Source organism: Pseudomonas atacamensis (genome assembly GCF_017167965.1).
In the GTDB taxonomy this organism is placed as follows: domain Bacteria; phylum Pseudomonadota; class Gammaproteobacteria; order Pseudomonadales; family Pseudomonadaceae; genus Aquipseudomonas; species Aquipseudomonas atacamensis.
Map to the genome: position 1 here is coordinate 4,137,089 of NZ_CP070503.1, position 25,298 is coordinate 4,162,386.

Here is a 25,298-nt window from a genome sequence, read left to right on the forward strand (position 1 = left end):
TCAGTCCTCCAGACGCGGGAAGCGACCGGCGATGTCTTCGCCGGTGAAATTGGCAACCCAGCCTTCCGGGTTGTTGAACAGACGGATCGCCACAAAGTGCGGATGTTCGCCCATGTCGAACCAGTGCTTGGTGCCGGCCGGAACCGAGATCAGGTCGTTCTTCTCACAGAGAACGGCATAGACGTAATCGTCGATGTGCAGGGTAAACAAGCCACGACCGGCAACGAAAAATCGCACTTCGTCTTCGCCATGGCGGTGCTCTTCGAGGAACTTGGCGCGCAGCTCGGCTTTTTGCGGGTGATCGCTGTTGAGGCTGATCACATCGACGGTGATGTAGCCGCGCTCGGTCATCAGTTTGTCGATCTGCTCTTTATAAGCACTGATGACTTCTTCCTGACTGGCGCCAGGCTGAATCTTCGCGGCGGCCTGCCAGCGGTCGAAACGCACGCCCTTCTCGGCCAGCGTCGAGGCGATGTCTTCGAAATGGGTCAGCACCTTGTTGGGAATCTCAGGGCTGGAAACGTGATAAACGGACAGGCTGCTCATGGGCAATTCCTCGGTAGCGGCGGCGCCGTCCGGCTCTTGCAGACCGGTCGGGCGCCACGTGGCATCAGGCAAACGGGCTGTTTCTGGTGAACTCAGCCTTGGCGGTTCATGACGCTGCGGGTTTTCAACTCGCATTCAAACAGGAATTCAAAAGCCTCGATCTGCCGCAGCGCGTCGCTCATCTGCGCGCCCCAGGTGTAGAGGCCATGGCCGCGAATCAGATAACCGACGCAATCGGGATGGGCGTCGAGCCAAGGCTGCACCTTGGCGGCGAGGCGCGCAATGTCCTGATCATTGTCAAAAATCGGCACACGCACCCGTGATTCATGGGTGGAAATGCCGCTGAAGGCTTTCTGCAATTCGTAGTCTTCGAACTCGATGAAATCTTCCGGGGTCAGCCGCGACAACACCGTGGCGTTCACCGAGTGGGTGTGCAACACCGCGCCGATTTCCGCGCGCCAGCTATAGAGCTGGGTGTGCAGCAAGGTTTCGGCGGAGGGTTTCTTGCCTGGTTCCAGGCTATTGCCGGACAGATCGGTAGCGAGTACGTCATCCACACCCAACTGGCCCTTGTGCTTGCCCGATACGGTCAACAGCGCTTCGCTCGGCGACAGGCGCGTCGAATAGTTGCTGCTGGTGGCTGGCGACCAGCCACGGCCATATAGAAAACGCCCGGCGTCAACGATCTGCTGGGCGAGCTGTTCACGACTAAGGCTCATGGCCTGTCCTCTTGCATACATGTGGCAATGATAACGGCAGCGGCAAGCGCTGCGAGACTGGCAATACTAAAGGTCAATGTCGCGCCGAGGGCATTCCAGCTGTAACCGGAATACAGCGCACCGAGCGCCCCGCCGGTGCCGGCCAGTGCCGCATACAGCGCCTGGCCCTGACCCTGCTGGCGGGCGCCGAAACTACGTTGCACGAAAGCGATGGCAGCCGCATGAAAGCTGCCGAAAGTCGCTGCGTGCAACACTTGGGCGAACAACAGCACCCAGAGAAACTCCGCAAACGAACCGAGCAGCACCCAACGCAACGCCGCCAGCAGGAAACTCGCCAGTAGCACCCGGCGCAGGGAAAAGCGCGCCAGAATGCGGCTCATGGCCATGAACATCAGCACTTCCGCCACCACACCCACGGCCCAGAGCATGCCGATGACGCCACGGCTGTAACCGAGGCGTTCAAGGTGCAGAGTCAGAAAGGTGTAATACGGCCCGTGGCTCACCTGCATCAGCGCGACGCAGGCATAAAACGCCAGCACGCCGGGATGACGCAATTGCTTGAGGAAGCCCTCGCCCGTCGGCCGATTGCCTTGCGCCGGCTGCGCATTCGGCACCCACAGGCTGCTGAGAACGATACCGGCCATGATCAGCACCAGCGCCGCCGGATAAATGTCCAGACTGAGCCATTCGAACAGCCGCCCCAGCACCACCACGGTGATGATGAAACCGATCGAGCCCCACAGGCGAATCTGGCTGTAGCGCGATGTTTGCCCCTGCAGATGCGCGAGGGTAATGACTTCGAACTGCGGCAGTACCGCGTGCCAGAAGAACGCATGCAGGGCCATGACCATCGCCAGCCAGGCGTAGGTCTGGCTGACGAAAATCAGCGAAAAGGTCAGCAACGTGCACACAGCACCGAAGCGCACGATGGCCAGACGCCTGCCGGTGTAATCGCCGAGCCAGCCCCAGATGTTCGGCGCCACACAGCGCATCAGCATCGGAATCGCCACCAGCTCGCCGATGCGTGCGGCGCTGAAGCCGAGGTGATCGAAGTACAGCGCCAGAAACGGCGCTGTCGATCCGAGCAAGGCGAAATAGAACAGATAGAAACTGGACAACCGCCAGTAAGGAAGCGCCGCCACGCCGATTATGCCGCGACAGCTTTGAGCGCAGCCATCAGAGCTGGCCCAGCACCGGCGTGCTCACGCGCACATCGGCGTTCTGCCCACGGTGGCGCAGCAGGTGATCCATCAGCACGATGGCCATCATCGCTTCGGCGATCGGCGTTGCACGGATACCGACGCAAGGGTCGTGACGGCCCTTGGTGATCACATCGACCGGGTTGCCATTCACGTCGATCGAGCGGCCCGGGGTGGTGATGCTCGAGGTCGGTTTCAACGCCAGATGCGCAACGATTGGCTGGCCGGACGAGATGCCACCGAGGATGCCGCCGGCGTTGTTGCTGAGGAAACCCTCCGGCGTCAGTTCATCGCGGTGTTCGGTGCCGCGCTGGGCGACGCAGGCGAAACCGGCGCCGATCTCGACACCTTTGACCGCGTTGATGCTCATCAGCGCGTGGGCCAGTTCGGCGTCGAGGCGATCGAAGATCGGCTCGCCAAGGCCCGGCATGACCCCTTCGGCGACCACGGTGATCTTCGCTCCGACCGAGTCCTGATCGCGGCGCAACTGGTCCATGTAGGCTTCCAGCTCCGGGACCTTGTCCGGGTCAGGGCTGAAAAAGGCGTTTTCTTCGACCGAATCCCAGGTCTTGAACGGAATTTCGATCGGGCCGAGCTGGCTCATGTAACCGCGAATGACGATGCCCTGACTGGCCAGATACTTCTTGGCGATCGCACCGGCCGCTACGCGCATGGCGGTTTCCCGCGCGGAACTGCGGCCACCGCCGCGATAATCGCGCTCGCCGTATTTGTGGTGATAGGTGTAGTCGGCGTGAGCCGGGCGGAACAGGTCCTTGATCGCCGAGTAGTCCTTGGACTTCTGGTCGGTGTTGCGAATCAGCAGGCCGATCGAGCAACCGGTGGTGCGACCCTCGAACACGCCGGAGAGGATTTCGACTTCATCGGCTTCCTGGCGCTGGGTGGTGTGGCGGCTGGTGCCAGGCTTGCGGCGATCGAGGTCGCGCTGCAGATCTTCCAGGGAAATCTCCAGGCCCGGCGGGCAGCCGTCGACAATGGCGACCAACGCCGGACCATGGCTTTCGCCAGCGGTGGTGACAGTGAACAACTTGCCGTAGGTATTGCCGGACATGCAGGACGCTCCGTGAAATCAAACCCGAATTCTTGATGCGCGCCAGTATACGCAGGCTAACCGAGTAGTTCATCCTCGAACCTTAGTGGTGCTGGCGAGTCCAACCGGCACCTTGACCAATGATGGCGTGATGATGCTGCGAGTTCTGATCTTGAGTCTTACCCTCTTTACCGGCTTTGCCCAAGCGACAGTCCTACAGCGCCCGGTCACTCTGGACACCGGCAGTGGCGAACTTTTCGGTTCGCTGTTGCTGCCCAAGTCCGACAGCCCGGTGCCGATCGTTCTGATGATTTCTGGCTCGGGTCCTACAGATCGCGACGGAAACAACCCCGACGGCGGGCGCAATGACAGCCTCAAGCGCTTGGCCTGGGTGCTGGCCAAACACAACATCGCCAGCGTGCGCTACGACAAGCGCGGTGTCGCGGCGAGTCTGGCGGCCGCTCCCGATGAACGTGATCTGTCAGTAGAGGGCTATGCGGCGGACGCGGTGGCGTGGGGGCAGAAGCTCAAGGCCGATCCGCGTTTCGGTAAACTGATTCTGCTCGGCCACAGCGAAGGCGCGCTGATTGCCAGCCTCGCTGCGCCGAAGCTGGACGCAGCGGCGGTGATCTCGCTGTCCGGCAGCGCGCGCCCGGTCGATCAGGTAATCCGCGAACAGTTGGCGCGCAGCCTGCCGCCGCCACTGATGCTGCGCAGCAACGAACTGCTCGACAGTCTCAAGGCCGGCCACACCGATGACAACGTGCCGCAACCGTTGCAGGTGATCTTTCGCCCGAGCGTGCAGCCGTACCTGATTTCGCTGTTCCGTCAGGACCCGGCCCAAGCCTTTGCCCAGCTGAAAATGCCGGCGCTGATTGTCCAGGGCAGCAACGACATTCAGGTCGGCACCGAGGACGCGAAGCTGCTCAAGGCGGCGAAACCGGACGCGCAACTGACGGTGATCGAAGGCATGAATCATGTGCTGCGCATCGTCCACAACGACATGAAGCGGCAATTGGCCTCCTACAAGGACCCGAATTTGCCCCTGGCCGCCGAACTGGGCGCCGCCGTCATCGAATTTATTGACGGAATTCGTGCAAGTTAACTGCGTTTTACCCTCCAGCCTCACAGAAAACGGCCGATAAGCCTTTGTCGCCAGCGCAACGTCTGGCGGCAAGCAGGGCTTGGACAGGATCTCGCCGTTATGACTGAAACCCAGACTTCAACTGATACCAGCGCTGAAAAAGACGCACCGCCAGCGGTCGAACTGCCGTGGGCGGATGTTCAGGCCGAGCACCACAAGATGCTCCGCCTGGCGCCGCTGCAGACCGACCGCAACACCGGCGGCCGGCCGTTGCGCTTTGTCGAATTCGGTTACGCCGAGCGCAACAGCAAAGAGCGCAGCCTGATGCGCATGGCGATCAAGCTGCCCAACCAGCGCGTGCGCAAAGAGCAGAATCATCTCGATGTGTGGGTCGACCACGCGAGCAAACGAGTGAGTTTCGGTCCCGACAGTGGCTTGCAGATCGAACCGCTGAATCGCGGTATCGGCCGCTTCATGGCTGCGCAAGGCATCAATTGGGCGAAAAAGCGCTGGCCCGGCTACACCGTTGAAGGCATGGACCTGAACAACAAGGACGCGCTCAACGAAGACACTCGCTTGCGTCGCGACCATTTCCTGCGCGTGCACGGTTTCGATGTGGCTTACGCCGATGCCCAGCATTTGAAAGGCAGCATCAAGGCGGTGCAGGTCGGTGATCTGCTCGGTGACTGGAACAGCGAAAAGCTGCAGATCGTCGAAATTCTTGAAGCCGCGCAGATGCTGCAGCAGGCCGAACAGAATCTCGCCGAGCAGGAAGTGAAGCTGAAGAAGCAGGAAGAAAAAGTCAGCAAGTTCAAGCGCGAAGATGCCGGGTTGCGTTTCACCATTACGTGTCTGGTGGCGTTTGCGGTGTTTCAGGCGGGGTTGTTGATCTGGATTGCTACACACCGCTGAGGGCTTGAGCGCGTACTGATCGTTCCCACGCGGAGCGTGGGAACGATCTGTCACAACCTTAGACGCGGGACGCGAACAGGGCCTGATGCGCGCGGCACTGCTCGGCTGTCAGCATGAACACGCCATGCCCACCACGCTGGAACTCCAGCCAGGCGAAATCGACTTCCGGGTACAACGCCTCGACGTGCACCTGGCTGTTGCCCACCTCGACAATCAACAAACCTTTCTCGGTCAGGTGATCCGCCGCTTCGGCGAGCATGCGCCGGACCAGATTCAGACCATCATCACCGCAGGCAAGACCGAGTTCAGGCTCGTGCTGATACTCGTCCGGCATGTCGGCGAAATCTTCCGCATCGACGTAGGGCGGGTTCGACACGATCACGTCGAAACGCTGACCCGGCAAGCCATCGAAGCCATCACCCTGCACGGTATAGACGCGCTCATCGACGCCATGGCGCTCGATGTTCTGGTTGGCCACTTCCAGCGCTTCGAACGACAGGTCCGCGAGCACTACCTCGGCATTCTGAAACTCGTAAGCACAGGCAATGCCGATGCAGCCGGAACCCGTGCACAGGTCGAGAATCCGCGCCGGTTCGTTGCCGATCCATGGCGCAAAGCGGTTTTCGATCAGTTCACCAATCGGCGAACGCGGGATCAACACGCGCTGGTCGACGATGAACGACATGCCGCAGAACCACGCCTCGCCGAGCAGATAGGCGGTCGGAACGCGATCTTCGATGCGGCGCTTGAGCAGGCGCTGCAGATTGACCAGTTCATCATCTTCGAGCGCGCAATCAAGATAGCTGTCGGCGATTTCCCAAGGCAGGTGCAAAGCGCCCAGTACCAACTGGCGCGCCTCGTCCCAGGCGTTGTCGGTGCCATGACCGAAAAACAGATCCTCCCCATGGAAGCGGCTGACGGCCCAACGAATGTGGTCGCGCAGGGTACGAAGTCGGGAAGTGATCACGGCGTAGAACTCCAGAAAAAACGACTGGCGATTCTAACAGCCAAAACGCCCGACGACGACGCAGGAAAAACCGCGCTGCAACGGTAGGAGATTTCTTTTTTTTGCATCAGGCATTGAACGGAACGTGTAACTTGACAAGGCTGCAGGCCAAGAACGACGGCGCCTACGATGGTAGCGATTCACAGAACCGCTCAGCCAGAGGACAATGTCGCAAAAGCCCCACCCCGAGGAGCCCCAGAATGTCCGTTCCAAAAACGATGTTTCAACTCAGCGGTCGCGGTTACGCAGCGGCCACCCTGAGCCATGCCACCGTGGTCATCATCGATGCCCAGAAGGAATACCTCAGTGGCCCGCTGGCCCTGAGCGGCATGGACGCGGCCGTCGCGAACATCAAACAAGTGGTTGCCGCAGCCCGTGCCGCCGGTCGGCCGATTGTGCACGTGCGTCATCTCGGCACCGTTGGTGGCCTGTTCGACCCGCAGGGCGAACGTGGCGAATTCATCCCCGGTCTCGAACCGCAAGGCGATGAAACCATTATCGGCAAACTGCTGCCGAGCGCATTCCATGGCACCGAACTGCTCGAGCGCCTGCAAAACCTCGGCTCTCTGGACCTGATCGTCTGCGGTTTCATGAGTCACTCCAGCGTCAGCACCACCGTGCGCGCGGCGAAGAATCTCGGTTTCCGCTGCACGCTGGTCGAAGACGCCTGCGCGACCCGCGATCTGCCGTTCAAGGGCGGCGTGCTCAGCGCCGAACGCGTGCAGGAAGCGGAAATGGCGATCATGGCTGACAACTTCGCCACGCTGGCCAAGACTCAGGACCTGATCTGATCCTGCCCTTGTGAGCGGTGCATTGGCGCCGCTCATCCGCTATATCCGCTGATTTGCCGCAAATGCCATAGCCTCAGGAACAACCCGGTCAACTCCCGGTCGAAGGGCCGATACCATTGAGGAAGGTCGGAATGAAGTTATCCGATGGATTTGACGCACGCCGTTTGCGGCCCAAAGGCCAAAGCAACTGGCGTTTTCGATTTGGCGCGGCGATCTCGGCCATTCTGGCGACGTTCGGCGTGCTGCTGGCGATGGCCGGCGCCGCCAGCCTGCTCGGCCGTCCGCCGGCGCTGGGTGACCTGAACGCGTCGCCGCTGGGTTCGGCAATCATGCTCGCCGTGGGCTTGCTGTTTCTGTATTTCGGCGTTGCCCTGTGGCGCCGCTGCCGCCGTCGCGCACGGCAATCGCGGGAACTGAACATGTCCCCGCATCTGATGAAAAAACACGACTGACCCAACGGCCTGGCTTTTTGCCGGGCCGTTTTCTGTCGACTTGGGTAAACTGGCCGCCCTTCGCGGAGGCTGACATGCAAGACGACGATTTTTCTCTGTTCAAAAGTGCCATCCAGGGCGTCAAGCCGATCAAGCACGACCGCGCCGACACCGGCAAACCCAAGGCTGACCGCGCGCAGATCGCCAAGCTGCGTCAGTCCGCCACCGTGCGCAGCGACACCACCATCATTGACGGCCTCTCCGACCAGTTCGTGATCGACGTCGGCCCGGAAGACGAGCTGATGTGGTCCCGCGACGGCGTGCAGGAAAGCCAGATGCGCAAGCTCAAGGTCGGGCAGATCCCGTTCGAAGGCAGTCTCGACCTGCACGGCATGAGCGTGGAAAAGGCCCGGGAGACGCTTTGGGCCTTTCTCGCCGAAGCAACCAAATTCGAAATCCGCTGCGTGCGCGTGACGCACGGCAAGGCTGTGCGCCTGGATGGCAAGCGGCCGATGATCAAAAGCCACGTCAACACCTGGCTGCGCCAGCATGCGCAAGTGCTCGGTTTCTGCTCCTGCCAGGCCCGCCACGGCGGCGCCGGCGCGGTTTATGTGATGCTGAAACGGACGATGATGGAAGGCCGCGACGAATAAAGCCGTCACACCGAACTTGCAGGGTTGTGTCCGCCACCGTACCCTTGCCCTTTGCGAAAATCCCCACAGGTAGTTTCATGTCCCTGGAACAGAATTACACCGCCATGTTTATGAGGGTCAGTAGGTTCGCAGGGGCAATGAAATCAGGGACTTGGCACCGAGGAAAACTCAGTATTCCACGCTAATTCGCAGTGATTGGTACAGAAATTGGTACGAGATTTATATTCCACCTAAATCTAAAAGCCCCGCATCGTTTGAAACGATGTGGGGCTTTTTTCATGCTGGATGACGGTTAGACCGTATCGCACACCGGCGATCTACTAAAAGTAGACGTTCAAAGACACAATTGCCTTTCAGCGGGAGTGGTGTCTAACGCCAACGCAATCGTTAATAAATAGCTGTCACTTGGGGAGCCCTACACAGCGGCTGGAGCTCAAACAAGCAGTTCAATTAGACAGGCCAGGAGACATCAAATTGACATCAGCCTTACGAATCGCCTAATGTTAGGAGATTGCTTCTAACACATAGGGACGTGATCATGATAACCGTAGATGAAATTTATGCCTGTCTCCAAGAGGAAGAGTCGCCCGTCCTAGAGTTTAAACGTGACTGGTATTGGACCGAAGCGTCGTCGCCAGTAGAAATCTCAAGGCAGTGGGGAGAGTTCCTTAAAGACATAATTTCACTCTGTAATTCTTACGTCGGATACTGCGGAATAGATCGATACCTGATAGTTGGTTTTAGCGAAACAGAGAAAAAAGTATATCCAATAGATACCTCTAGTATAAAAAAGCTTAGAGATCTAAAGCTTTTTAAAAAAGACTTATTAGCACGACTGGAAAAAATAGTTAATACCCCACCACTTAATATCGAAATTGAAACAGTACTGATAGATGGGCACACTCTTCTGGCGTTTAAAATCCCCAGCCCAACCTTTATCACCGAAACAAAAAACAATCTTGACACAAAAACTTTAACGGTAATGGCTGGAGTTGTTCTTGTTCGAAAGGGACAGGACAAAGATTCTGTGCGCGCAGCTTCAACAGAGGAAATATCTTCTCTAGTTTCTGAGTTTTCAAAATTCAAAGATTCGCTCGACAAAAAGCCGAAGCCAGATCAAAAACGCGACAGAAGCATCAAGAGTACTGTTGAACTGTATATAGACAAAAACAGAAGCCTGACTATTGAGAAAGATTATCCTGTATCAAAAAGAGATTGGAGCGAAAATGTTCTTTTTGAACTTTACAGGCTAAACCAAAAATTTTCAAACCCAACTGTCTTTCTATACATACATGAAAACGCTGCGCAAAATAAAACATATGAACATATCAAACGCGAAAAACTCACAAATAGCGATGACACTTTAATAGTATTAACGGAGCGCCCAAGCGAATTAAAAGATCTTGGGAGAAGAAAGAGCAATCTGAAAGCCCGCTTCCAAACCGAGCATGTATTTTTTATTGATGAGTTTGGTTATAAAAACCTCTATTCCGAATATATGCTGGATTACCAGCCTTATCGATTGGAAAATTACGTTGAGGGTGTTGCCGATATCGGCAGCGACGAAAAGAAAAAAGCACTTGACCAATTAAAGGATTGGTACGGCGCAGTGTCGAATCCATTAATGGTGATCAAGGGGTACGGCGGGATCGGCAAAACCACCTTAGTAAAACAGTTTCTCGACCATGTGCACGATCATCATGATGACGTGGGCATTCTATTTATTGACTCAAATGAAATCGTAGACGAGCTGATTAAAATTGCTAGGTCGGATCACAATATTGACGATATTTATGATTTCTACCTAGCTCAAATGAAGAAAAAAGACTTCGATGGTAAAGGATTTAGTAAAGAGCTTTTAAAGCTTTCTGTAGACAACGGGAATCTCCTTATAGTTCTAGACGGCATTGACGAAGTTATTGCCAAGCTTGGAACTGGATTCGACGTCTCTTCATTTATCACTTCAATCTCAGAAAGTTATACAACGAATCTAGAGAAAACAAAAATCATCATCACCTGTCGAGATTATTTCTGGGATACCTTGGAGTACAAAACAAAGGTTGAAGAAATCACTCTCGAGCCGTTTAGTGAAGATCTCGCCGCTGTATTTTTTCAAAAATATTTCGCTGGAGATCAGGCTAAAATCTCAAAAGCTTTGAAAATGGCTTCGGAGTTCAGGCTGAGCGGCGACAAAAAAGATAGCGACTTAATTTACATCCCTTATGTATTAGACATGATCGGATACTTAATTAAGCAGCATTCAGAGTTTGGAGGTCATAATAACGTCAAGGCCAAGGCAAGATTACTCTCTCCGGCGATGTCCAATGATTTTTTGGTGCTTAGTGTGTGTGAGCGCGAGGTAACAAAGCTTGGCAATTTTAGCATTGATGATCAGGTAGGATTTCTGATAAATCTAGCTATACAAGAAAGCGGCTACGTTACTGACTATAATATAAAAAACTTGTCTGATTGCGACATAGATGATTTAACTATTGAAAAATTAAAAGCACACCCCCTCCTCAGGTACAGTCACGGTAAAATAAATTTTCGATATGATTTCTTCTATGAGTATTTTAAAGGTTTGTATATTTACAGCTATTACCTTGACCTAAACGTGTCAAAGCTTGACGACAACCTTATAGAGTTAATAGGCTCATATCTGCGGTATGGCAACCAACTATGTAGCACACTCAGTCGAAAGCTAGAATATAGCGACAGCCTTGTTTACTTTACAATGGAAACCGTTGAGCAACTCAATAAGCTAGTTGATTTCGCAGAGCCATCCGAGAAAAGCAAGTACTTGTCTGCAATATCTTCCTGTTTTGTTATGGCTATATCTTTGTTGATAGAGTCGGGTGACAAAAAATTCGATAGCTCTTCAGCCACAGATCTTCTTACTACAATCTTTGGTGACTCTGGGGGAAGCGAAATCTCTGGCGTTGCATTAATAAATATTTTAGCTGGTGACTCGAAAAAACTAACTTTCGATCTCAAGTCAAAAACCATAAGAAAATCACATTTTGAACGCTATGATTTTTTTTGGGATTGTGCAATGGACGAAAATACACATTTTGTCACTTCAAATTTTTACCAATTGGAACCTCGAAAGGGACTGCGCCCTACAGTGATCCCAAGCTTTGAAGATTGCGATACTATAGATATTCAGCATGTCATAAACAAAAGAATAGAGGAAGAAAACGAGCAGAGCGAACGAATTACAGAGAACCTAAGAAAAGTTTTTGAGCTCTTCAAAGAGCGCGGCAATTTTTATCCTCAAAAGCAGCAATACATTAAGTCTAAGATCGTCACTAACAACGTGCTACCAACTCTTCTTAAGAACGGAGTTATTGAGGATTACACGGATGATAAAAAACCAACCTTGCGACAATACAGGGTAAGTAACGAATATCGAAACATACTTAAATTTATAGACCAGGGCACGCCATGCATTGAGCTAGATCGAGTGCTTAGTCTGTTTAAATAAATTAGCTCATCATTCGTTTTAAATTGCAGGCATCTCTATGTGCGATTTGTAGACCATGATAAAAAGTTTACTGCATGATCACTATGATAGTTTGTCTGCTTTGGGCCTAGGCTTTATAAAAAGTTTTTTTGAGCGCGACATGCACTTAAAACCGGGTTGGATATCATATTGCTACGGGAGTTCCACGTGTGCTGACGTGCCGATATATTTCAAATCTCGCGCAGGCTCCCGCACCTCCAATTGGAGACGTGTTTTTTTTCAAACTCTGGACCGAAAGCTGCCGCCAGTTGGCCTCGATGATGGATTGAGTGCAGTAGTCCCCTAAAAGCCCGTCCCGACTGACCGATCCGCAACAACCCTGGCGTCCTATAGCAGATTTTATGCGATTCGCATTTACGCTACCCTGAGGTAGTGCCAACTGGAGCCGTTACTTTGGCGCTGGTAGGACACCAGGTACGCCTACAGTGCAGCCGACCTGTATCACGCCAGTTACTTGGAGTGGTATGACAGCGCCATCGCTAAACGGCGTGAACCCTGGTGGAGCTGTACAAGAACACTGAGATCCCGTTGCCGCATGGTCATCTGCCGGACACCGGTTTTTGGAATTGCTTTTCTGGATACAGGTGTTCATGGTGACTGTATGAGGTATACACGGGTCAGGCGGTGCAGGGTCTGGCTCGAGTTTCTTTTTATCCGACTCAACCCATGCCCACTGCGGCGGAGGTGGGATATAGAACATAGCTCCGTTAAATGAGCTGTTAACGGTTACTGTAACGGGATCTGTTCCGATACGTTTGCATTGCAAATATCGAGTACTACCATCTACTTTCATTCCGTTCAGCCATGGAGTCTTGCACTGAAGTCCATCGTAGGTGGCGTCGTCTGTTAGATTTGTGCTTGATATAGCACCGACATTCCTGAAAGAAATAGACAGGACCAATGTGGACCCATTCAATTTTCCAGTTAACAACAAACCACCAGAACTACCTTCGCACTGCTTCCAGGCCTCCACTATATTTGGATCAGCCACCGAAGAGAGTAACTTTTCGTATTGAGCGTCATTCATATCACCCGATTTATTGGCGCACAATTCTTGTTGTAATGAGTTGCCGCCAGCTTGGCTATAATTGCCCCCTATATCTACAGGTATGCCATCAACGGGAAAACCTATGCTGATGCCTCCGCCGCTACTGTTCTGGACCTTTTGAATTGATTTATTACAGAAGCCTTCGGTAAAGGCCGAACGCATACTAGATGTGCGTAGACTCTGATATGTGTTGCGAATTCCCTGCTCTAGGATATCTCGACACTCCGCGAAAGTAGCGACGGAAGCAAGAATTGTGCAGCAAGCCACTGAAATACTCGCAATAGCATTTTTAGATGAACACCCTCGCTTTTTCATGGCAAATTCCAAATAGCTTACTGGCTTGAGACAGTATAGCTCGCTATGATAACAATGGAGGGTACTCAGATAAAGATAGCCGGCTCAACTCTTGCATAAAATTTATGCTGCATGATGACTCAATCGGAAAGATCCAAGGTCGAAAATTGCAAATGCGAATCAGCGCGATCTAAGTTATATCAATCAATATTATTTTCAGCAATTCATACGATGCGCGAAAGCGGGGCAACTCATACATTCTTATTAAGGAGTACATTGTTGATTAGATCAGTTATTTGATCTTCCGCTTGAATCGATAAAAATATTGCTGAAGAGGGGTGTGCCGCTGAATTTCTCCGATCCAGCCTACCCGTAAGAACCTTGCATACGGTGGAATCTAAAATTCGACCCCCACGACAGATTTCGATAACATTAGATTCCTTATAGTCCTCGAAATCAGTTCGCTTTTTCAGTTCCGGCAGTTTGGGAAAGACTTTACTCCTCTGAGCATTAAATGATGCAAGATGCCCATTAAAAATCTGGTCGCAAACATGCGAATAGGCGAGATTCCACGCCATAATTATTGCCGCACGATAAGCACCATTGTTAAAGCACGCGATTGTTTCATCCAAGAACAACTTCTTTGAAACATCTGAGACTTGGAGAATTAAACCGGATAGCAATGATCTAGTCTGTGCGCCTACCGGCTTAACAACGTTGCTGGCGAGCTTAATGCGAACAGACGATGCCAAACGATAGCCTTGAGTATCTTTTAAAAGATGCGCCGGTTTTTTTTCGCATAGCTGCCTTAGCAGGTTATGAATATTGGTCGGTCGTTGGCAATGTGCCTCCTCAAAACATTGAATTATATCGCTGGCGCCGAACTTTTCCTTACCGTTGATCTCATGAAGATACCAACCAAAAAATTCAATTTTTGAAATATACGATTTGCTATCAAAGCTGGGGATGCTTCGCGTGAAATTAGCTAGATTTGTCACGCCCCGCTCCCCATTTTCGTTGTGACATATCCCTCACCAATGTGATTGATGGAATAATGGCCCCTTTCTACACCTTTGCTGAATCGCCCATCACGCCTAGCAGCAAGCTCTCGCATCGGCTGAACAGGACTGGTGGGCAGGGCCCAGTTTTGTGATCGATAAGCGGTGTAAATGTGGTCGATACTGACCTCCTGCACTTCCTTATAGAATTTGAGCCAGAAAGCTGCGCAAAGATATTTATGCTTATCGTTTTTAGGGTCCCTATCAGCTACGAACTCGACGAAGGTTGGGCTCACGTCGTCGAAACGCACAGCAACAACATTGGGTGATGCCGGCTTCGAAGGTTTTCTAGGTTTCCGAACAACTATCGGCGCTGTAGTTTCAGGGAGCATCTCATGCTCTTCATACTCGTTTTCGTCTCGTTCTTCGTCGACATTCAACTCTCCGTTTCGGGCCGTGCTAGCAGGCCTCGTCGATTCGAGACGCGCAGTCGGTCGGGTGTTTGCTGCAACGTTCGGTCGCGAGAGTGCCGCAGCTATGCTTTTAAGACTTTCCTGTAGCGAGAGATCGCTTCCCTCCATCTCAAACTCGATTATTCGAACTTTTACCTTGCCGCTGTGCCCGTCAGGCCTATGGGGAAGCTTTGCCATTTGATCGCCCCTGATTTACAAACGTCCTACCATTGACATGCCGCTTGCTTGAGTTAAGCGGATTGATCCTAGCCTAGTACATCTTTTGGTTGTCCGCCGTGGCCGATTCTGCAGCAGACTGGCTTCCATTGGAGTTGGCAGCACTCCTATGAACCCCTTTGTCGAGCGAACACCATGAAGTTTTAGCAGTGCCTGTAGATAACAACTGTTCTAGACCGTTGCTGACGTTTTAATCGTGACAAAAATGGCATCAATCAGTGTCAACATCTTGAACCGATATATTGCACAATGATCGCAAATTTCACTCGCATCACTTTCAAGGACGAACACTATGCCAAATCAGTCGGACTTCAATATCTTCACTGCTGACGCACTGACGTTGCTCCTGCACAACCAGCACGCTCTCGGTGCGGCGATCGAAGAGCTTACCCAATGGATCTCGGGAACCGGCGCAGATGACGTGGCTAATAACGCTATCACGGCTTTGGAAACACTGGACCGAAATGCGCAAGCGATCACCGAGGCGATCCTGCGACTGAGAAATTCATAGATGGCCCGCTGATAGACAGAACGCCGTTTATGTTGAATTGGCCCCCACACCGTGCCCCGGTGTGGGGGCCTTTTTATGGGGCAATGAAAACCACTTATCCCCAGGCTGGACTACCATAGTCCCACCGTCTGGTTTACTGCCATCACCCTCCTCCAGGAAAGGATGTTTATGCCTTACGTCTACGAAGGTCCAGCCAGCGTCACCGTGATGGCCCGCTATCTCGGCCTGGAATGGGCTGAGCTGACCACCCTTGAATGCCCGGTGCGCTTGCTCAACGCTGGCCGCGTGCGCGTGGAACTGCAGTATTACCTGCAAGGCCCGAAGGCGGCCAACACGTTGCGGGTCATGCTGCCGCACGGGATGATGGCGCAAGGGCCGATCCTCGACGGCTGGAACCAACCTACCGGCGGCTGGTTGCTGATTGATGTCGAGCAGTACGACTTGGCATATGAGTCACCGGGCTCCTCGAAGGGATGGCAATGGCGATGATTAACGACGACGTGCTGAGGGAATTGAACCTGCCGCATTCGGTCCAGGTGCAGGCGTTGAAACTGCTCACGGCCATCGCCGATGCCAGCACCGTGGCTGACACGCTGCACGCGGCCGACCGCGCCGAGGGTTTTGCCCTCGGCATCGAAACCGTGAAGGCGCTAAACCCTGCGCTGATCGAAAGCCTATACGTGGCGTTTGATCAGGCGTCACAGGCGCGTCAACAGGAACTGGTCGAGTGATCGGCGTAGGCATCCATGAGGAGGTGCTGCGCGCCCTGGTCGAACAGCACGCAGTGCGCGAATGCCTGGTTTCCAAGATCGATGGCGGCCCTGACTGGAGCCTGTCGATCCGCCTGGGCGGCAGCGGCGCACGCTGGGTACCGGTGCGCTCGCGACGAGAGCGCCTGCGCACCTGGGCCAGCCTGACGGCGGTGGGGCGCTTTGCCGACAACATCGGGCTCAAAGGTTTCACCGTCGAGTTATGAGCGGTTTGTGGTTGTGTGATCGGCCCATCGGCGACGTGGCGCCGACGCGGACACCGAGGGCCTTTGGCCTACGCAATCTCAGGCAACGTTGATTCTCCTGCTGTCTCCCACGTCATCCAAGCGCAGATTATCGTCTGAGCATGGAACATTTGCCCGCCGCTGTTGATCCACCCATAAAGACAGAGCGGGCGAGTGACATGGATACATTGAGAGACATCGTGGTGATCGGCGGATCGGAGGGAAGCATTCCTCCTCTTCGCCAAATTCTTACAGGATTGCCACCAGACTTCCCCGCTGCTGTCTTGATCGTCGTCCATACAGGCACGTCCAGCCCAAGACTGCTCGCGTCGATATTTGATGCCTGGTCAGCCTTGCCGGTTGTCTATGGAGACGAGAGCGTCCCCGTCGAAGCGGGTCGTGTCTATTTGGCTCCACCCGGACGCCATCTTGAAGTGGTTGAACCGGGCCTTTTGCACCTCAGCGATGGACCCAAGCTGCATTTCTCCAAGCCTGCCGTGGATCGGTTGTTTGGCACGGCCGCGGCGGTGTTCGGAGGACGAGTCGTCAGCATGATCCTCTCCGGCAATGACGGGGACGGCGCCGCCGGTGCTGCCGCTGTGCGGGCAGCCGGCGGGATCAGCCTGGTGCAGGACCCCGGCGATGCGCTGGTGTCCAGCATGCCGATCACAGCGATTGAGAAAGATCATCCAGACAGTTTAGTTCGCACCGACGCGTTACTTGAGACGTTGATCCATTGCGTGACGCCATTGGATCTGCAGAACTTTGCCTCGGCCGAGGGTGGCTCTTTCGTAGATCACTGATCTGGCTGCAGTCTTGCTCATCGCGCACATGGAGAGTGGCCTGCCGAAGGCGTTAATGACCGTCGGACAACTTCTCTGAATTTTCCTCCGTACACAAAATCACTTGTTCATGAGCAATAGGAGGTCTCATGAAGCCAACTGATTTGTATGTCATCGATTATCGACTCCATGGCGCGCCGAAAAGCTTCGTCATCAGAACGAAGGTGATGAGCAACGCCGAAGCCTGGCAATGGGCCAGCTGTGACGCTGGCCTTACGCCCATCCCCCGGCCGGGCCGTCCGCCACTGAAGCGTTTTTCGAAACCGATGGCCGAACGCTTCGGCGTGACCGACGTGAAATGGCGGGAATCCGTTGCGGTCGTCTGGGAAGAGGATCACGCATAAATGCTCAACTGTGAACAATCCTAATCAACAGTAGGATTGTCCGCGTCTGCCGCCCGGCCATCGAGCACAGGCATCGGGTCGATCTGAATGCCTGGGAGGATAGAGATCCACGCGGTATAGGCTCGCTGCTGTCTAGCGACAGCCTCTTCCCATCGCACGCCGCTGACCTCGCTCGAAACGACCAGCATCATGAGATGATTGGTAGTTGCGTCGAGGTCGAGCAACAGGTGGTGCGCATTGAAACGAAAATCATCGGTGGAGAGCATGAGGTCACACTCGGTGGCGTAAATGGACGAGCGCATCCCTGCTATCCAAGTGACATCATCATGACACCATTTGAATGATATAGCTGGTCCGATAGACAATCGGTTGTCAAGGCCACTGACTATCAATCCACCGTTCAGCGGCCGCCATCGCGTCAGCAAGCGCACAGGGATAATCCGGCCATGGTCCTGGCAGCTCAGCGACCGTGTCGGCGAGACCATGTACCCCGCTCTCCGCCAGCACATGCGCCGCTGTCGGCGATGGATCGTTTGGCCTATTCCAATCAAATTTTACGACCAGCTTATGACCGCGATATTCATGCGTGATGGGAACATCTAAGCCATGGGACATTCTTTAACCCTTTGCCTCTGATCACTGCTTTGAGTTTTAACGCAATTGAGCCAGCAGCACTATCGTGGCGCTTCGCTATCCGAACGCAGTGTGCCGCCCAGCCTAGCTCCGGACGAAGTAAGTAAGCCCGAGATTCATCGAAACAAGCCGCCCAACGATTCTGGCGCCCAGTTCATGATCACCAATTCGCCACTGACTTCGGCCTTCCCCTGCCGCTGATTGGTGGTGGTGTAGCGAATGTCCAAGGTCTCGAAGTGGAAGCCGTCGAACACCCGGCGGATGTCCGGATGGTCGTTAATGCTGACCATCACCTTGCCTTTGCAGCGGCGCATGAAGTCGGCCATCCGCTCGTAGTTTTCGAACGGAAAGTCCATGCCATACCCGGCGGTCTGCCAGTAAGGCGGGTCCATGTAGTGGAACGTATGAACACGGTCGTAACGTTCAGCGCATTCAAGCCAGGGGAGATTTTCGACGTAGGTGCCAGACAACCGCTGCCACGCAGCCGAGAGGTTTTCCTCGATGCGCAGCAGGTTGATGGCCGGAGCAGTCGTCGCCGTGCCGAATGTCTGACCGGAGACCTTGCCGGCAAAGGCATGGTGCTGCAGGTAGAAGAATCGGGCGGCGCGCTGGATGTCGGTGAGGGTTTCGGGGCGGGTCATTTTCTGCCATTCGAACACCTGCCGCGAGCTGAGCGCCCATTTGAACTGGCGCACGAACTCTTCGAGGTGGTTCTGCACGACGCGGTAAAGCGTGACTAGGTCGCCATTAATATCGTTCAGGACTTCGACCGGCGATGGCTGGGGCTTCATGAAGTAGAGCGCGGCACCGCCGGCAAAGACTTCAACGTAGCATTCGTGTGGCGGAAAAAGCGGAATGAGGCGGTCGGCTAGGCGGCGTTTGCCGCCCATCCAAGGGATGATGGGGGTAGACATAAAAAGCAAGACCTTTACTGTATAGATAAACAGGTGCTAGGCTCGCCGCGCTTTGTGCACGGAGCAAGAGCCTTGGCTGGACTTGCAGGGACCATCTGCAGGGACGGCGGTCGATCCGGATGTTGACGCATCCGGACCGATCGCTCTTTTTCACTTCGGTGTTGAGACTTCTTTGGCGTATGCCTGACAGGCCGCGAGGGCAATCAGCCCCCGGTCGCCGTCATCGGTGACGCCGATAATTCGTTGAGCATGCGCTGGGTCAAGTTCGGCTCTTGTGGGGCCATGAACCACGCGGCCGGTGGCGGTGGTGGCTGACAGCGACCCGTTGCCGGCGCCGGTGGTGGCGTCGAGTAGGACTGACAGGCGCAGATCAGCAGTGGCAAGACGGTCGCGCAGGCGACCTTGATCACGTTGGGCATCACTCAAGGCTCGGTAATGGTTTTGTTCGCTGGTGGCCAGGCGCTGCTCGAGCGCGAGGCGTTTGTCCTGTTCGGCACGCTGCTGCGCCACCGTGGCCAGGGCCAACTGGTTAAGGGTTTCGGTGTGGAGTCGGGCCTGCTCTGCGAGCTGTTTGCCATAACGCCATTCTTGGACTCGCCAGGTGATGGCCGCTGAACCACCGACCAAGACGGCCAGCAGCACGCCTTTTGCCAGCAGCCGATACGGCGCCGGGATCAGTTCGCCGAAACGCATAGCACCGCCCTCGCTCGCCCCCACAACTCCAGCCGATCCTGCAGGCCATTCAGGCCGCCGTTGATCCTGCGGGTGATCGTGTTGAATTCGTTTTGATCGGCCAGCGCGTTCAGCCCATTCACGGACCAAAACCATGCCGCCGACTCGGCGGCCCACTGCGGCAGCTCCAGCAGTTCAGGCGTGCGCAGCAATCGCTCGTCACCGAACAGCGCCAAGCTGCAGCGTAAGTAGTTATCGTGACCGGTGACCTGGATCAGGCCGCGACCGCGATAGCGCTGGCCATCACCATCTGCTGCCGGCGTGTTGCCCAGTTTCGCAGCCAGGTTGCCGGTGTCGTATTTGCTCAGGTACTGGTCGCCGCCCAGTTCGCGGACGTACTGTAGCTGACCCGACTCGTGACCGACTTGCGCCAGAAACGCGGCTTGGCGTTTCGGCGTGTTGATCTGTCGATGGGTCATGGCTGCGTTGAGGGCGGATACAAAAACGCCCGCTTGGCGGCGGGCGTTGGGCATGATGCTTTGCAGCTGTTGCTCAGTGATGGACATACAAACTCCAGACATAAAAATACCGCACTCAGGCGGCGATGGGATGTGGCTACTGTTGCTCGATGTTCACCACCTTGAGCGGTGGTTTCGGCCCTTTCTTTTTCTTGCCCTTGGATTTACCGGCTTTGCCGGCATTGCATTCGACCGTGGTCGACCAGCCGGACTGGGTGAACACCTGCTCGACCGAATCCGCCAGGTATTCGCCATCAAGCCCTACCTTGAAACCCTGAGCGATGATGGGACGCTCGGCGAAGATGTCCGTGCGGCCGGGCATTTCAAGGCGCACATCGGCGGTCGAGCGATTGAACGCCGACAAACGTGCCTTGGCCGCCGCTTCAGCAGCGCCTTTGTCAGGGTAGATATGTCGGTCGGTATGCACTGCCGGCAGGCCATCCGGAGCGTCATCATTGTCGATGGTGACCACCGCCAGGTTGCCGTTCTTTTTGTCCTGATGCTTGGTGACCACCGCCTTGTGCGAATTGCGATCGCCGAGACTGAATTGCCAGCGGCTAAGCTCACTGCGGGTCAGCGTGATAGCGCCAAATGTTTTGCCGCTGGCCGTCTGGCCACCTTGGCGCGGCATCACCAACAGCTTGCCGTCGGCCACCTTGGCCGTGCAGTCGTATTGCTTGGCCAGACGGGTGATGAAATTAAAATCGGACTCGTTGAGCTGGTCGACCCGGGCGACCTTGGTCGACACCGGACACACCGGCGTCCAGCCATTGCGCGCGGCCACGTCAGCCACGATCTTCGACAGCGGCACGTCTTCCCAGCTTCCGCTACGAATGGTCTTGCCACTGCCACGCATGTCGCTGGCCTTGCCCTTGATCACGATGGTATCGGGTGGGCCTGATACCTCGACCGTGTCCACGGTGTAACTGCCCATGCGTGCCAACGTCGTTTCGGCATAGCCCAGGTAGATCTCGATTGAGCTGCCACGCCGTGGCAATTGCACTTGTCCGTCACGGTCGTCGATGCGCAACTCAAACTCGTCGGACTCCATGCCCGGCTTGTCAGAAGTGCGCAGCAATAACAGCCGATCATTGATCTTGGCCGTGACGTCGGCCCCATCGGCGACAATTCGAAACATCGGAGTCATGGTTTTTTCCAATAAAAAACCCGCACAAGGCGGGCCAGAAAAACAAGGTGTCGTTACGCGTAACGCGACGCGGTGCCGGCGAAGGCATCGCCCCAGGTCAATCCCACAAGCTGACGCCCTCATTGGTCGGGCTGGGCAGATCCGGCAGGACGATAATCACACCAGACCGGAACGGCTGAGGCTCATCGGCTAGCCCCTGATTGGCATCGAGCACCGCCTCGACGCTGCCATTCAGATGGCCGTAAACGTTGTTGCAAATGACATCGAGCATGTCGCCATCAGACGTCCTGCATGTCGTCGCCATAACGCTCAAACTCCAAAGTGAACCCCTGTTTGCGAGCAATCCCGCCGTGCAGCAGTGCGGACTGTTCCTCGTTGATGTTTTTCAGGCACCACGTCCCGATTACCTCGCCATAGCCCGTGGTCAGGGTCAGCGGTTGAAGCCTGGCCCCGATGGAACGCAACGTGTCGAGCTGCTTCAAGCCACCTTTAAAGCCCGGGTAGATCGTGCCCTTGAGCGTTAACTTTTCATCGCCCATACCGATGGCCTGCTTCGCCGGCCGGCGTGTCAGCCGCTCCTGCGAAGCCCAGCGGAATTCAGTCGAACGGCTCAGCTCATCAAAGGCTGCGGTGTCCAGGTTGAAGTAGTACGGCTCAATCTTCGGATCGCGCGGCTGAATGATCATCAGGTGCGGGAATGGCTTCACCGCCTCCGGCGCCGGCGTAGCCTCACCAGCAAAGGAACTGGTGGGCACGATGTTGGCCAGCGAAGGACTGACCTTGCCGGCGACGTTGTTGATCGCCGTGGCCGCCTTGCCCGCCTGTTCCTTCAACGTGCCCAGCCGATCCTGCACTTCAGCCGCCGCGCGAGTGGCGCGGCCGTACACTGCTACCACCTGACCGACCTTGGCCTGAGCCGCGTCGACGCCGCGCATCACTCGCTGAAGTTTGGCGCCGATGGCCGGACCAACGAACGGGATATTTTCCAGCTCGGACGCGGCGCCAGTTAGTTCACGGATCGCACCGTTGACCGGGGTCAGCATGCCGTCAGCACTGCGCCGCCCGGTTTCGGCTGCCTCGACCAGGTACTTCAGGCTCGATTGCATCTGCTCCATGTAAGCCATGAAACCTCCTTAGACATGGGGTTCGTCGTACAGCTTGGCGGCGTTACTCTTCGCCGAATCCGCCATCATTCGCTGCATGTGCGGCATCAGATCCTGCGCCAAAGTTTGCGGGTCCTTGACGTCGCCCTGCACCGTTACAGGCATGTTCAGCGAATACTGAAACTGCTGATCCACCTTGGCCGGTACCGGCTTTTCTGGCTCCTTGGGTTGAATGGCCATCGCAGCCGACTTGAGCGGCGCCGTCACCGCCATCGAGCGTGCGACATCCCCCAGCGCCGGGCCTTTCTGGCCCGCTGACGCCATCATGAGCGGCGTGGTCGGCACCGGTGCCTTTGCCGTTTGCTCGGGCTTTTCATCCTCACCGCCGAACAGCGACTTACCCAACGACCCGCCCAGCGCCGCACCGCCCTGACTGCCCAGGTAAGCACCGATCATGCCGCCGATAGCGGTGCCGATGATCGGCACAACCGAACCGATGGCGGCGCCTGCTGCTGCACCGGCCATGGTGCCGGCCAGGTTGCCAGCGGCCGAACCGTAACCTTCGGCTTTTTCGTCCTTGGTCTTGGCGTTTTGAAAGGTTTCAAAAGCCATCGCGCCGGACTCCAGCAGCGTGCCGCCAGGAATGACCTTGGCCGCCTTGCCGACCTTACCGACGGTTCCTGCGACGACGCCGAGCTTGGACAATGCCCCAGGAACTGAAGGGACTGATGGCGATGGGATCGAAACAGGGGGACGTGAAACCGGAACAGGTGGACGAGGCACAGATGGGCGAGGCCCCCTCGAACTCGGCAACGACCAGCGCCGAGCGCTGCGCCTTGACCCACGTCCACGTCGGCGCGATTCGCCCGACGCATCCACACCGCCCCCTATAGCGCCGGCATTGACGACGAAAACCTTCCTGACGCCGTCGTTACCTGCACCACTTTCAGTACCAAGGCCACCGCCTGTTGCCGCATCCTTCACCCGCGAAACTACATCCAGCCCAGTCGCTACCAGATCAAGTTCTCCGGGATTTTTATTTGGGGCTTCGCTTCCCCCCCTGCCACCGCGCGACCCACGCGCAAGGTTTAGCAGCCCCTTGCTGATCTTGATCGTGCTGAAGATACCTTTTAAGGCGATCAGCCCCGCTCCGACCGTGGCGATACCGGCGACTATCCCGGGCGCGCTATCAGTCAGCGACGTGATGCCTTTAGTAACCTTGGTTAACGACTCGGCCACGGTGTCCGTCACCGGGCGCAGCGCATCACCGACGCTACGCATGGCGTCATCCATCGACTGGGCCATTTCCGCCCATTTCTGCGATGACGACTCGCGCCGCTCGGCGAGGTTCTTGTCGAGGATCCCGGTCGCGTCACGCGAATCGTTTTTGAGCTGGCTGTACAGCGCCTTGTTCTGCATGTAAGCCGACAGCGCGGCCTTGACCTGCATGTCGGCGAACAGGTCGCCGGTGCGCAGGGACTCTTCCAGCGAGGCCATCATGGCCTTGGCCTTCTCCGGGTCGGCTTCTTTGCTGATTTTTGACGTGGCTTCGGCCATGGCCGCCGCACGCTTCGGATCGGTCGCCTGAATGTATTTCTGAGCCAGCGACATGCTGGTCTCAAGCGTCGACATACCGTTTTGCAAACCGGTCTGCATCGATCCCTTGTAATCAATCCCGGCTTTTTCGTAAGCCTTGACCGTATCAGTCGAGCCGATTTTGCCCATCCAGTTTTTCAGGTTGTTGGCCGCTTCGTCCGAACTGCCGGCCTGTTTCATCTGCACCTGCAGCATGGCACCCAGTTGGGTCACCGCATCCAAGCCGGTGATTCCGTTGCTGGCCATGTTGGCCAGCAGTTCCGGGAACCACTTGGCCATGTCGGCCGCTTCAAAGCTGCCCGCCTGACCTTGGTAGGCGATCGCTTCCAGCGCCTGCTGCATCTGCTTGGGGTCGGTGATCTTGGCGTTCTGCCCCAGGGCGTTGATCATCTTCGCCGTGTCGACGCCGCTGGATCCCTGCCCCACGACAAACTTGGCCGCGACAGGCGCGTATTCCAGCGCCTTGCTCAGGTCCATACCGGCACCGACCAACTGGTTGACCACGTCGGCCACATCGTTGCGCGCCATGCCGGTGTCGCGTGAAGTGTCGATGATCTTGCGCGACATCTCCTGCTCTTGCGGCTTGTTGGCAATGCCGGCCTTGATCGCGATATCCCGCACAATCGCGCCAAAATCAGCGCTGACCTTGGTCGGTACCGCCATGGCACCGACACCGACCACCGCCGCACCGACGGCGCCCTTCATGCCCTTTACGCCAGAATCAATCTGCTGATGACCCTTGGCTTTCAGCTCGGCTTTGTTGGCCGTCTGTCCCATCGAGCGATAGGCTTTTTCCAGCCGGCCAACCTCGATCCCCTGCTTTTTCAGGCTGTCGAGGTTCGAGTTCAAACGGTTGAGTAATTTGGACGCACCAGCCGCGCCGGTGTCGTGAGCCTTTTTCCATTCTTCGCGCAGGCGAATGGTGTCGCCAATCGTGCGCTGCAGCACCCGCGCTTTGTTGCCTTCTGCCTCAAGGCGCTTGATGCGCCCGGTCACATCCTTGAACGCGGCGCCGACCGTGGAACTGACGGCACCGCCGATCACCAGCCCGAGGGCGAGTTTGTTTGCCATGTCATGGCCCTC

Annotated in this window: 27 protein-coding genes; 12 read left to right on the forward strand and 15 right to left on the reverse strand. The window is 55.8% G+C overall.

Going from position 1 to position 25,298, the window contains the following annotated elements:
• From JWU58_RS18775 to aroC, 4 genes are all read right to left on the reverse strand, one after another.
• Complete coding sequence (locus tag JWU58_RS18775; protein WP_122880961.1) at positions 1-546, reverse strand: 1,2-dihydroxy-3-keto-5-methylthiopentene dioxygenase; 546 nt, start codon at positions 544-546, stop codon at positions 1-3.
• A 92-nt stretch (positions 547-638) separates the two neighbouring features.
• Positions 639-1,265 carry a methylthioribulose 1-phosphate dehydratase gene (locus JWU58_RS18780; RefSeq protein ID WP_024012225.1) on the reverse strand — a complete coding sequence of 209 codons (627 nt, stop codon included), beginning with the start codon at positions 1,263-1,265 and terminating at the stop codon, positions 639-641.
• A complete protein-coding gene (locus JWU58_RS18785; protein WP_024012224.1) occupies positions 1,262-2,407 on the reverse strand; it encodes an MFS transporter in 1,146 nt (381 codons plus the stop codon). The genes JWU58_RS18780 and JWU58_RS18785 overlap by 4 nt, the downstream gene beginning before the upstream one ends.
• A gap of 34 nt (positions 2,408-2,441) precedes the next feature.
• On the reverse strand, positions 2,442-3,533 hold the full coding sequence (gene aroC / locus JWU58_RS18790) for a chorismate synthase (protein ID WP_024012223.1): 1,092 nt from the start codon (positions 3,531-3,533) through the stop codon (positions 2,442-2,444).
• Between the two features lie 130 nt (positions 3,534-3,663).
• Here aroC and JWU58_RS18795 point away from each other — a divergent pair, with 130 nt between their 5' ends.
• Together JWU58_RS18795 and JWU58_RS18800 are read left to right on the forward strand one after the other, a co-directional pair.
• On the forward strand, positions 3,664-4,617 hold the full coding sequence (locus JWU58_RS18795) for an alpha/beta hydrolase (protein ID WP_110645197.1): 954 nt from the start codon (positions 3,664-3,666) through the stop codon (positions 4,615-4,617).
• A 99-nt stretch (positions 4,618-4,716) separates the two neighbouring features.
• Positions 4,717-5,508, forward strand: coding sequence for a hypothetical protein (locus JWU58_RS18800; protein ID WP_123443425.1), 792 nt, complete (start codon positions 4,717-4,719; stop codon positions 5,506-5,508).
• Between the two features lie 58 nt (positions 5,509-5,566).
• On the opposite strand, the gene prmB is transcribed toward JWU58_RS18800, so the two are convergent.
• Entirely contained in the window at positions 5,567-6,475 is a 909-nt protein-coding gene (prmB, locus tag JWU58_RS18805) for a 50S ribosomal protein L3 N(5)-glutamine methyltransferase (protein ID WP_123443426.1), read from the reverse strand.
• 239 nt (positions 6,476-6,714) lie between these two features.
• Between prmB and JWU58_RS18810 the strand changes: the two genes are divergently transcribed.
• The 4 genes from JWU58_RS18810 (at position 6,715) to JWU58_RS18825 (ending at position 11,873) form a co-directional block, all read left to right on the forward strand.
• A complete protein-coding gene (locus JWU58_RS18810; RefSeq protein ID WP_016773772.1) occupies positions 6,715-7,305 on the forward strand; it encodes a cysteine hydrolase family protein in 591 nt (196 codons plus the stop codon).
• Between the two features lie 131 nt (positions 7,306-7,436).
• Entirely contained in the window at positions 7,437-7,757 is a 321-nt protein-coding gene (locus JWU58_RS18815) for a hypothetical protein (RefSeq protein ID WP_016773771.1), read from the forward strand.
• 74 nt (positions 7,758-7,831) lie between these two features.
• The gene (locus tag JWU58_RS18820; protein WP_016773770.1) at positions 7,832-8,389 is read left to right on the forward strand and encodes a Smr/MutS family protein; all 558 of its coding nucleotides are present in this window, start codon (positions 7,832-7,834) and stop codon (positions 8,387-8,389) included.
• 538 nt (positions 8,390-8,927) lie between these two features.
• The gene (locus tag JWU58_RS18825; RefSeq protein WP_206420758.1) at positions 8,928-11,873 is read left to right on the forward strand and encodes a P-loop domain-containing protein; all 2,946 of its coding nucleotides are present in this window, start codon (positions 8,928-8,930) and stop codon (positions 11,871-11,873) included.
• 1,632 nt (positions 11,874-13,505) lie between these two features.
• On the opposite strand, the gene JWU58_RS18830 is transcribed toward JWU58_RS18825, so the two are convergent.
• Positions 13,506-14,252: a hypothetical protein gene (locus tag JWU58_RS18830; RefSeq protein ID WP_206420759.1), complete on the reverse strand. Its 747-nt coding sequence runs from the start codon at positions 14,250-14,252 to the stop codon at positions 13,506-13,508.
• Complete coding sequence (locus JWU58_RS18835; RefSeq protein WP_206420760.1) at positions 14,249-14,902, reverse strand: hypothetical protein; 654 nt, start codon at positions 14,900-14,902, stop codon at positions 14,249-14,251. Before JWU58_RS18835 ends, JWU58_RS18830 begins: the two co-directional genes overlap by 4 nt.
• Positions 14,903-15,233: 331 nt before the next feature.
• On the opposite strand from JWU58_RS18835, the gene JWU58_RS18840 reads away from it, so the two are divergent.
• The 6 genes from JWU58_RS18840 to JWU58_RS18865 all read left to right on the forward strand — a co-directional run bounded on the left by JWU58_RS18840 (position 15,234) and on the right by JWU58_RS18865 (position 17,632).
• Positions 15,234-15,452, forward strand: coding sequence for a hypothetical protein (locus JWU58_RS18840; RefSeq protein ID WP_206420761.1), 219 nt, complete (start codon positions 15,234-15,236; stop codon positions 15,450-15,452).
• A gap of 168 nt (positions 15,453-15,620) precedes the next feature.
• Positions 15,621-15,941 carry a hypothetical protein gene (locus tag JWU58_RS18845; RefSeq protein ID WP_206420762.1) on the forward strand — a complete coding sequence of 107 codons (321 nt, stop codon included), beginning with the start codon at positions 15,621-15,623 and terminating at the stop codon, positions 15,939-15,941.
• Positions 15,932-16,183 carry a hypothetical protein gene (locus JWU58_RS18850; protein ID WP_206420763.1) on the forward strand — a complete coding sequence of 84 codons (252 nt, stop codon included), beginning with the start codon at positions 15,932-15,934 and terminating at the stop codon, positions 16,181-16,183. The genes JWU58_RS18845 and JWU58_RS18850 overlap by 10 nt, the downstream gene beginning before the upstream one ends.
• Entirely contained in the window at positions 16,180-16,428 is a 249-nt protein-coding gene (locus JWU58_RS18855) for a hypothetical protein (RefSeq protein WP_206420764.1), read from the forward strand. The genes JWU58_RS18850 and JWU58_RS18855 overlap by 4 nt, the downstream gene beginning before the upstream one ends.
• 197 nt (positions 16,429-16,625) lie before the next feature.
• Positions 16,626-17,249 (forward strand): chemotaxis protein CheB, encoded by a 624-nt coding sequence (locus tag JWU58_RS18860; protein WP_206420765.1) that lies wholly within the window; start codon positions 16,626-16,628, stop codon positions 17,247-17,249.
• A 128-nt stretch (positions 17,250-17,377) separates the two neighbouring features.
• Complete coding sequence (locus JWU58_RS18865; RefSeq protein WP_206420766.1) at positions 17,378-17,632, forward strand: DUF6555 family protein; 255 nt, start codon at positions 17,378-17,380, stop codon at positions 17,630-17,632.
• A 20-nt stretch (positions 17,633-17,652) separates the two neighbouring features.
• Here the strand turns inward: JWU58_RS18865 and JWU58_RS18870 are convergent, their stop codons facing one another.
• The 8 genes from JWU58_RS18870 to JWU58_RS18905 form a co-directional block, all read right to left on the reverse strand.
• Complete coding sequence (locus tag JWU58_RS18870) at positions 17,653-17,934, reverse strand: hypothetical protein (RefSeq protein ID WP_206420767.1); 282 nt, start codon at positions 17,932-17,934, stop codon at positions 17,653-17,655.
• Positions 17,935-18,381: 447 nt separating this feature from the next.
• The gene (locus JWU58_RS18875; RefSeq protein ID WP_206420768.1) at positions 18,382-19,179 is read right to left on the reverse strand and encodes a DNA adenine methylase; all 798 of its coding nucleotides are present in this window, start codon (positions 19,177-19,179) and stop codon (positions 18,382-18,384) included.
• Between the two features lie 150 nt (positions 19,180-19,329).
• On the reverse strand, positions 19,330-19,872 hold the full coding sequence (locus JWU58_RS18880; protein WP_206420769.1) for a lysis system spanin subunit: 543 nt from the start codon (positions 19,870-19,872) through the stop codon (positions 19,330-19,332).
• Positions 19,854-20,417, reverse strand: coding sequence for a glycoside hydrolase family 19 protein (locus JWU58_RS18885; RefSeq protein ID WP_206420770.1), 564 nt, complete (start codon positions 20,415-20,417; stop codon positions 19,854-19,856). The genes JWU58_RS18880 and JWU58_RS18885 overlap by 19 nt, the downstream gene beginning before the upstream one ends.
• Before the next feature lie 49 nt (positions 20,418-20,466).
• Positions 20,467-21,516 (reverse strand): phage late control D family protein, encoded by a 1,050-nt coding sequence (locus tag JWU58_RS18890; RefSeq protein ID WP_206420771.1) that lies wholly within the window; start codon positions 21,514-21,516, stop codon positions 20,467-20,469.
• Between the two features lie 97 nt (positions 21,517-21,613).
• Positions 21,614-21,820, reverse strand: a complete 207-nt coding sequence (locus tag JWU58_RS18895) for a tail protein X (RefSeq protein ID WP_123377010.1) — start codon at positions 21,818-21,820, stop codon at positions 21,614-21,616.
• Positions 21,795-22,640 carry a phage tail protein gene (locus JWU58_RS18900; RefSeq protein WP_064596195.1) on the reverse strand — a complete coding sequence of 282 codons (846 nt, stop codon included), beginning with the start codon at positions 22,638-22,640 and terminating at the stop codon, positions 21,795-21,797. The genes JWU58_RS18895 and JWU58_RS18900 overlap by 26 nt, the downstream gene beginning before the upstream one ends.
• A 9-nt stretch (positions 22,641-22,649) precedes the next feature.
• Positions 22,650-25,286, reverse strand: coding sequence for a phage tail tape measure protein (locus tag JWU58_RS18905; protein WP_206420772.1), 2,637 nt, complete (start codon positions 25,284-25,286; stop codon positions 22,650-22,652).
• Positions 25,287-25,298 lie beyond the last annotated feature (12 nt).

What these genes read in the sequence shown, in the direction of transcription:
- JWU58_RS18860 (WP_206420765.1), top strand. Translation starts at nt 16,626, where the DNA reads ATGGATACATTGAGAGACATCGTGGTGATCGGCGGATCGGAGGGAAGC.
- JWU58_RS18795 (WP_110645197.1), top strand. Translation starts at nt 3,664, where the DNA reads ATGATGCTGCGAGTTCTGATCTTGAGTCTTACCCTCTTTACCGGCTTT.
- JWU58_RS18865 (WP_206420766.1), top strand. Translation starts at nt 17,378, where the DNA reads ATGAAGCCAACTGATTTGTATGTCATCGATTATCGACTCCATGGCGCG.
- JWU58_RS18900 (WP_064596195.1), bottom strand. Translation starts at nt 22,640, where the DNA reads ATGGCTTACATGGAGCAGATGCAATCGAGCCTGAAGTACCTGGTCGAG.
- JWU58_RS18810 (WP_016773772.1), top strand. Translation starts at nt 6,715, where the DNA reads ATGTCCGTTCCAAAAACGATGTTTCAACTCAGCGGTCGCGGTTACGCA.
- JWU58_RS18905 (WP_206420772.1), bottom strand. Translation starts at nt 25,286, where the DNA reads ATGGCAAACAAACTCGCCCTCGGGCTGGTGATCGGCGGTGCCGTCAGT.
- JWU58_RS18845 (WP_206420762.1), top strand. Translation starts at nt 15,621, where the DNA reads ATGCCTTACGTCTACGAAGGTCCAGCCAGCGTCACCGTGATGGCCCGC.
- JWU58_RS18825 (WP_206420758.1), top strand. Translation starts at nt 8,928, where the DNA reads ATGATAACCGTAGATGAAATTTATGCCTGTCTCCAAGAGGAAGAGTCG.
- JWU58_RS18800 (WP_123443425.1), top strand. Translation starts at nt 4,717, where the DNA reads ATGACTGAAACCCAGACTTCAACTGATACCAGCGCTGAAAAAGACGCA.
- JWU58_RS18840 (WP_206420761.1), top strand. Translation starts at nt 15,234, where the DNA reads ATGCCAAATCAGTCGGACTTCAATATCTTCACTGCTGACGCACTGACG.
- aroC (WP_024012223.1), bottom strand. Translation starts at nt 3,533, where the DNA reads ATGTCCGGCAATACCTACGGCAAGTTGTTCACTGTCACCACCGCTGGC.
- JWU58_RS18875 (WP_206420768.1), bottom strand. Translation starts at nt 19,179, where the DNA reads ATGTCTACCCCCATCATCCCTTGGATGGGCGGCAAACGCCGCCTAGCC.
- JWU58_RS18885 (WP_206420770.1), bottom strand. Translation starts at nt 20,417, where the DNA reads ATGTCCATCACTGAGCAACAGCTGCAAAGCATCATGCCCAACGCCCGC.
- JWU58_RS18870 (WP_206420767.1), bottom strand. Translation starts at nt 17,934, where the DNA reads ATGCGCTCGTCCATTTACGCCACCGAGTGTGACCTCATGCTCTCCACC.
- JWU58_RS18850 (WP_206420763.1), top strand. Translation starts at nt 15,932, where the DNA reads ATGGCGATGATTAACGACGACGTGCTGAGGGAATTGAACCTGCCGCAT.
- JWU58_RS18835 (WP_206420760.1), bottom strand. Translation starts at nt 14,902, where the DNA reads ATGGCAAAGCTTCCCCATAGGCCTGACGGGCACAGCGGCAAGGTAAAA.
- JWU58_RS18820 (WP_016773770.1), top strand. Translation starts at nt 7,832, where the DNA reads ATGCAAGACGACGATTTTTCTCTGTTCAAAAGTGCCATCCAGGGCGTC.
- JWU58_RS18895 (WP_123377010.1), bottom strand. Translation starts at nt 21,820, where the DNA reads ATGGCGACGACATGCAGGACGTCTGATGGCGACATGCTCGATGTCATT.
- JWU58_RS18890 (WP_206420771.1), bottom strand. Translation starts at nt 21,516, where the DNA reads ATGACTCCGATGTTTCGAATTGTCGCCGATGGGGCCGACGTCACGGCC.
- JWU58_RS18815 (WP_016773771.1), top strand. Translation starts at nt 7,437, where the DNA reads ATGAAGTTATCCGATGGATTTGACGCACGCCGTTTGCGGCCCAAAGGC.
- JWU58_RS18775 (WP_122880961.1), bottom strand. Translation starts at nt 546, where the DNA reads ATGAGCAGCCTGTCCGTTTATCACGTTTCCAGCCCTGAGATTCCCAAC.
- JWU58_RS18880 (WP_206420769.1), bottom strand. Translation starts at nt 19,872, where the DNA reads ATGCGTTTCGGCGAACTGATCCCGGCGCCGTATCGGCTGCTGGCAAAA.
- JWU58_RS18780 (WP_024012225.1), bottom strand. Translation starts at nt 1,265, where the DNA reads ATGAGCCTTAGTCGTGAACAGCTCGCCCAGCAGATCGTTGACGCCGGG.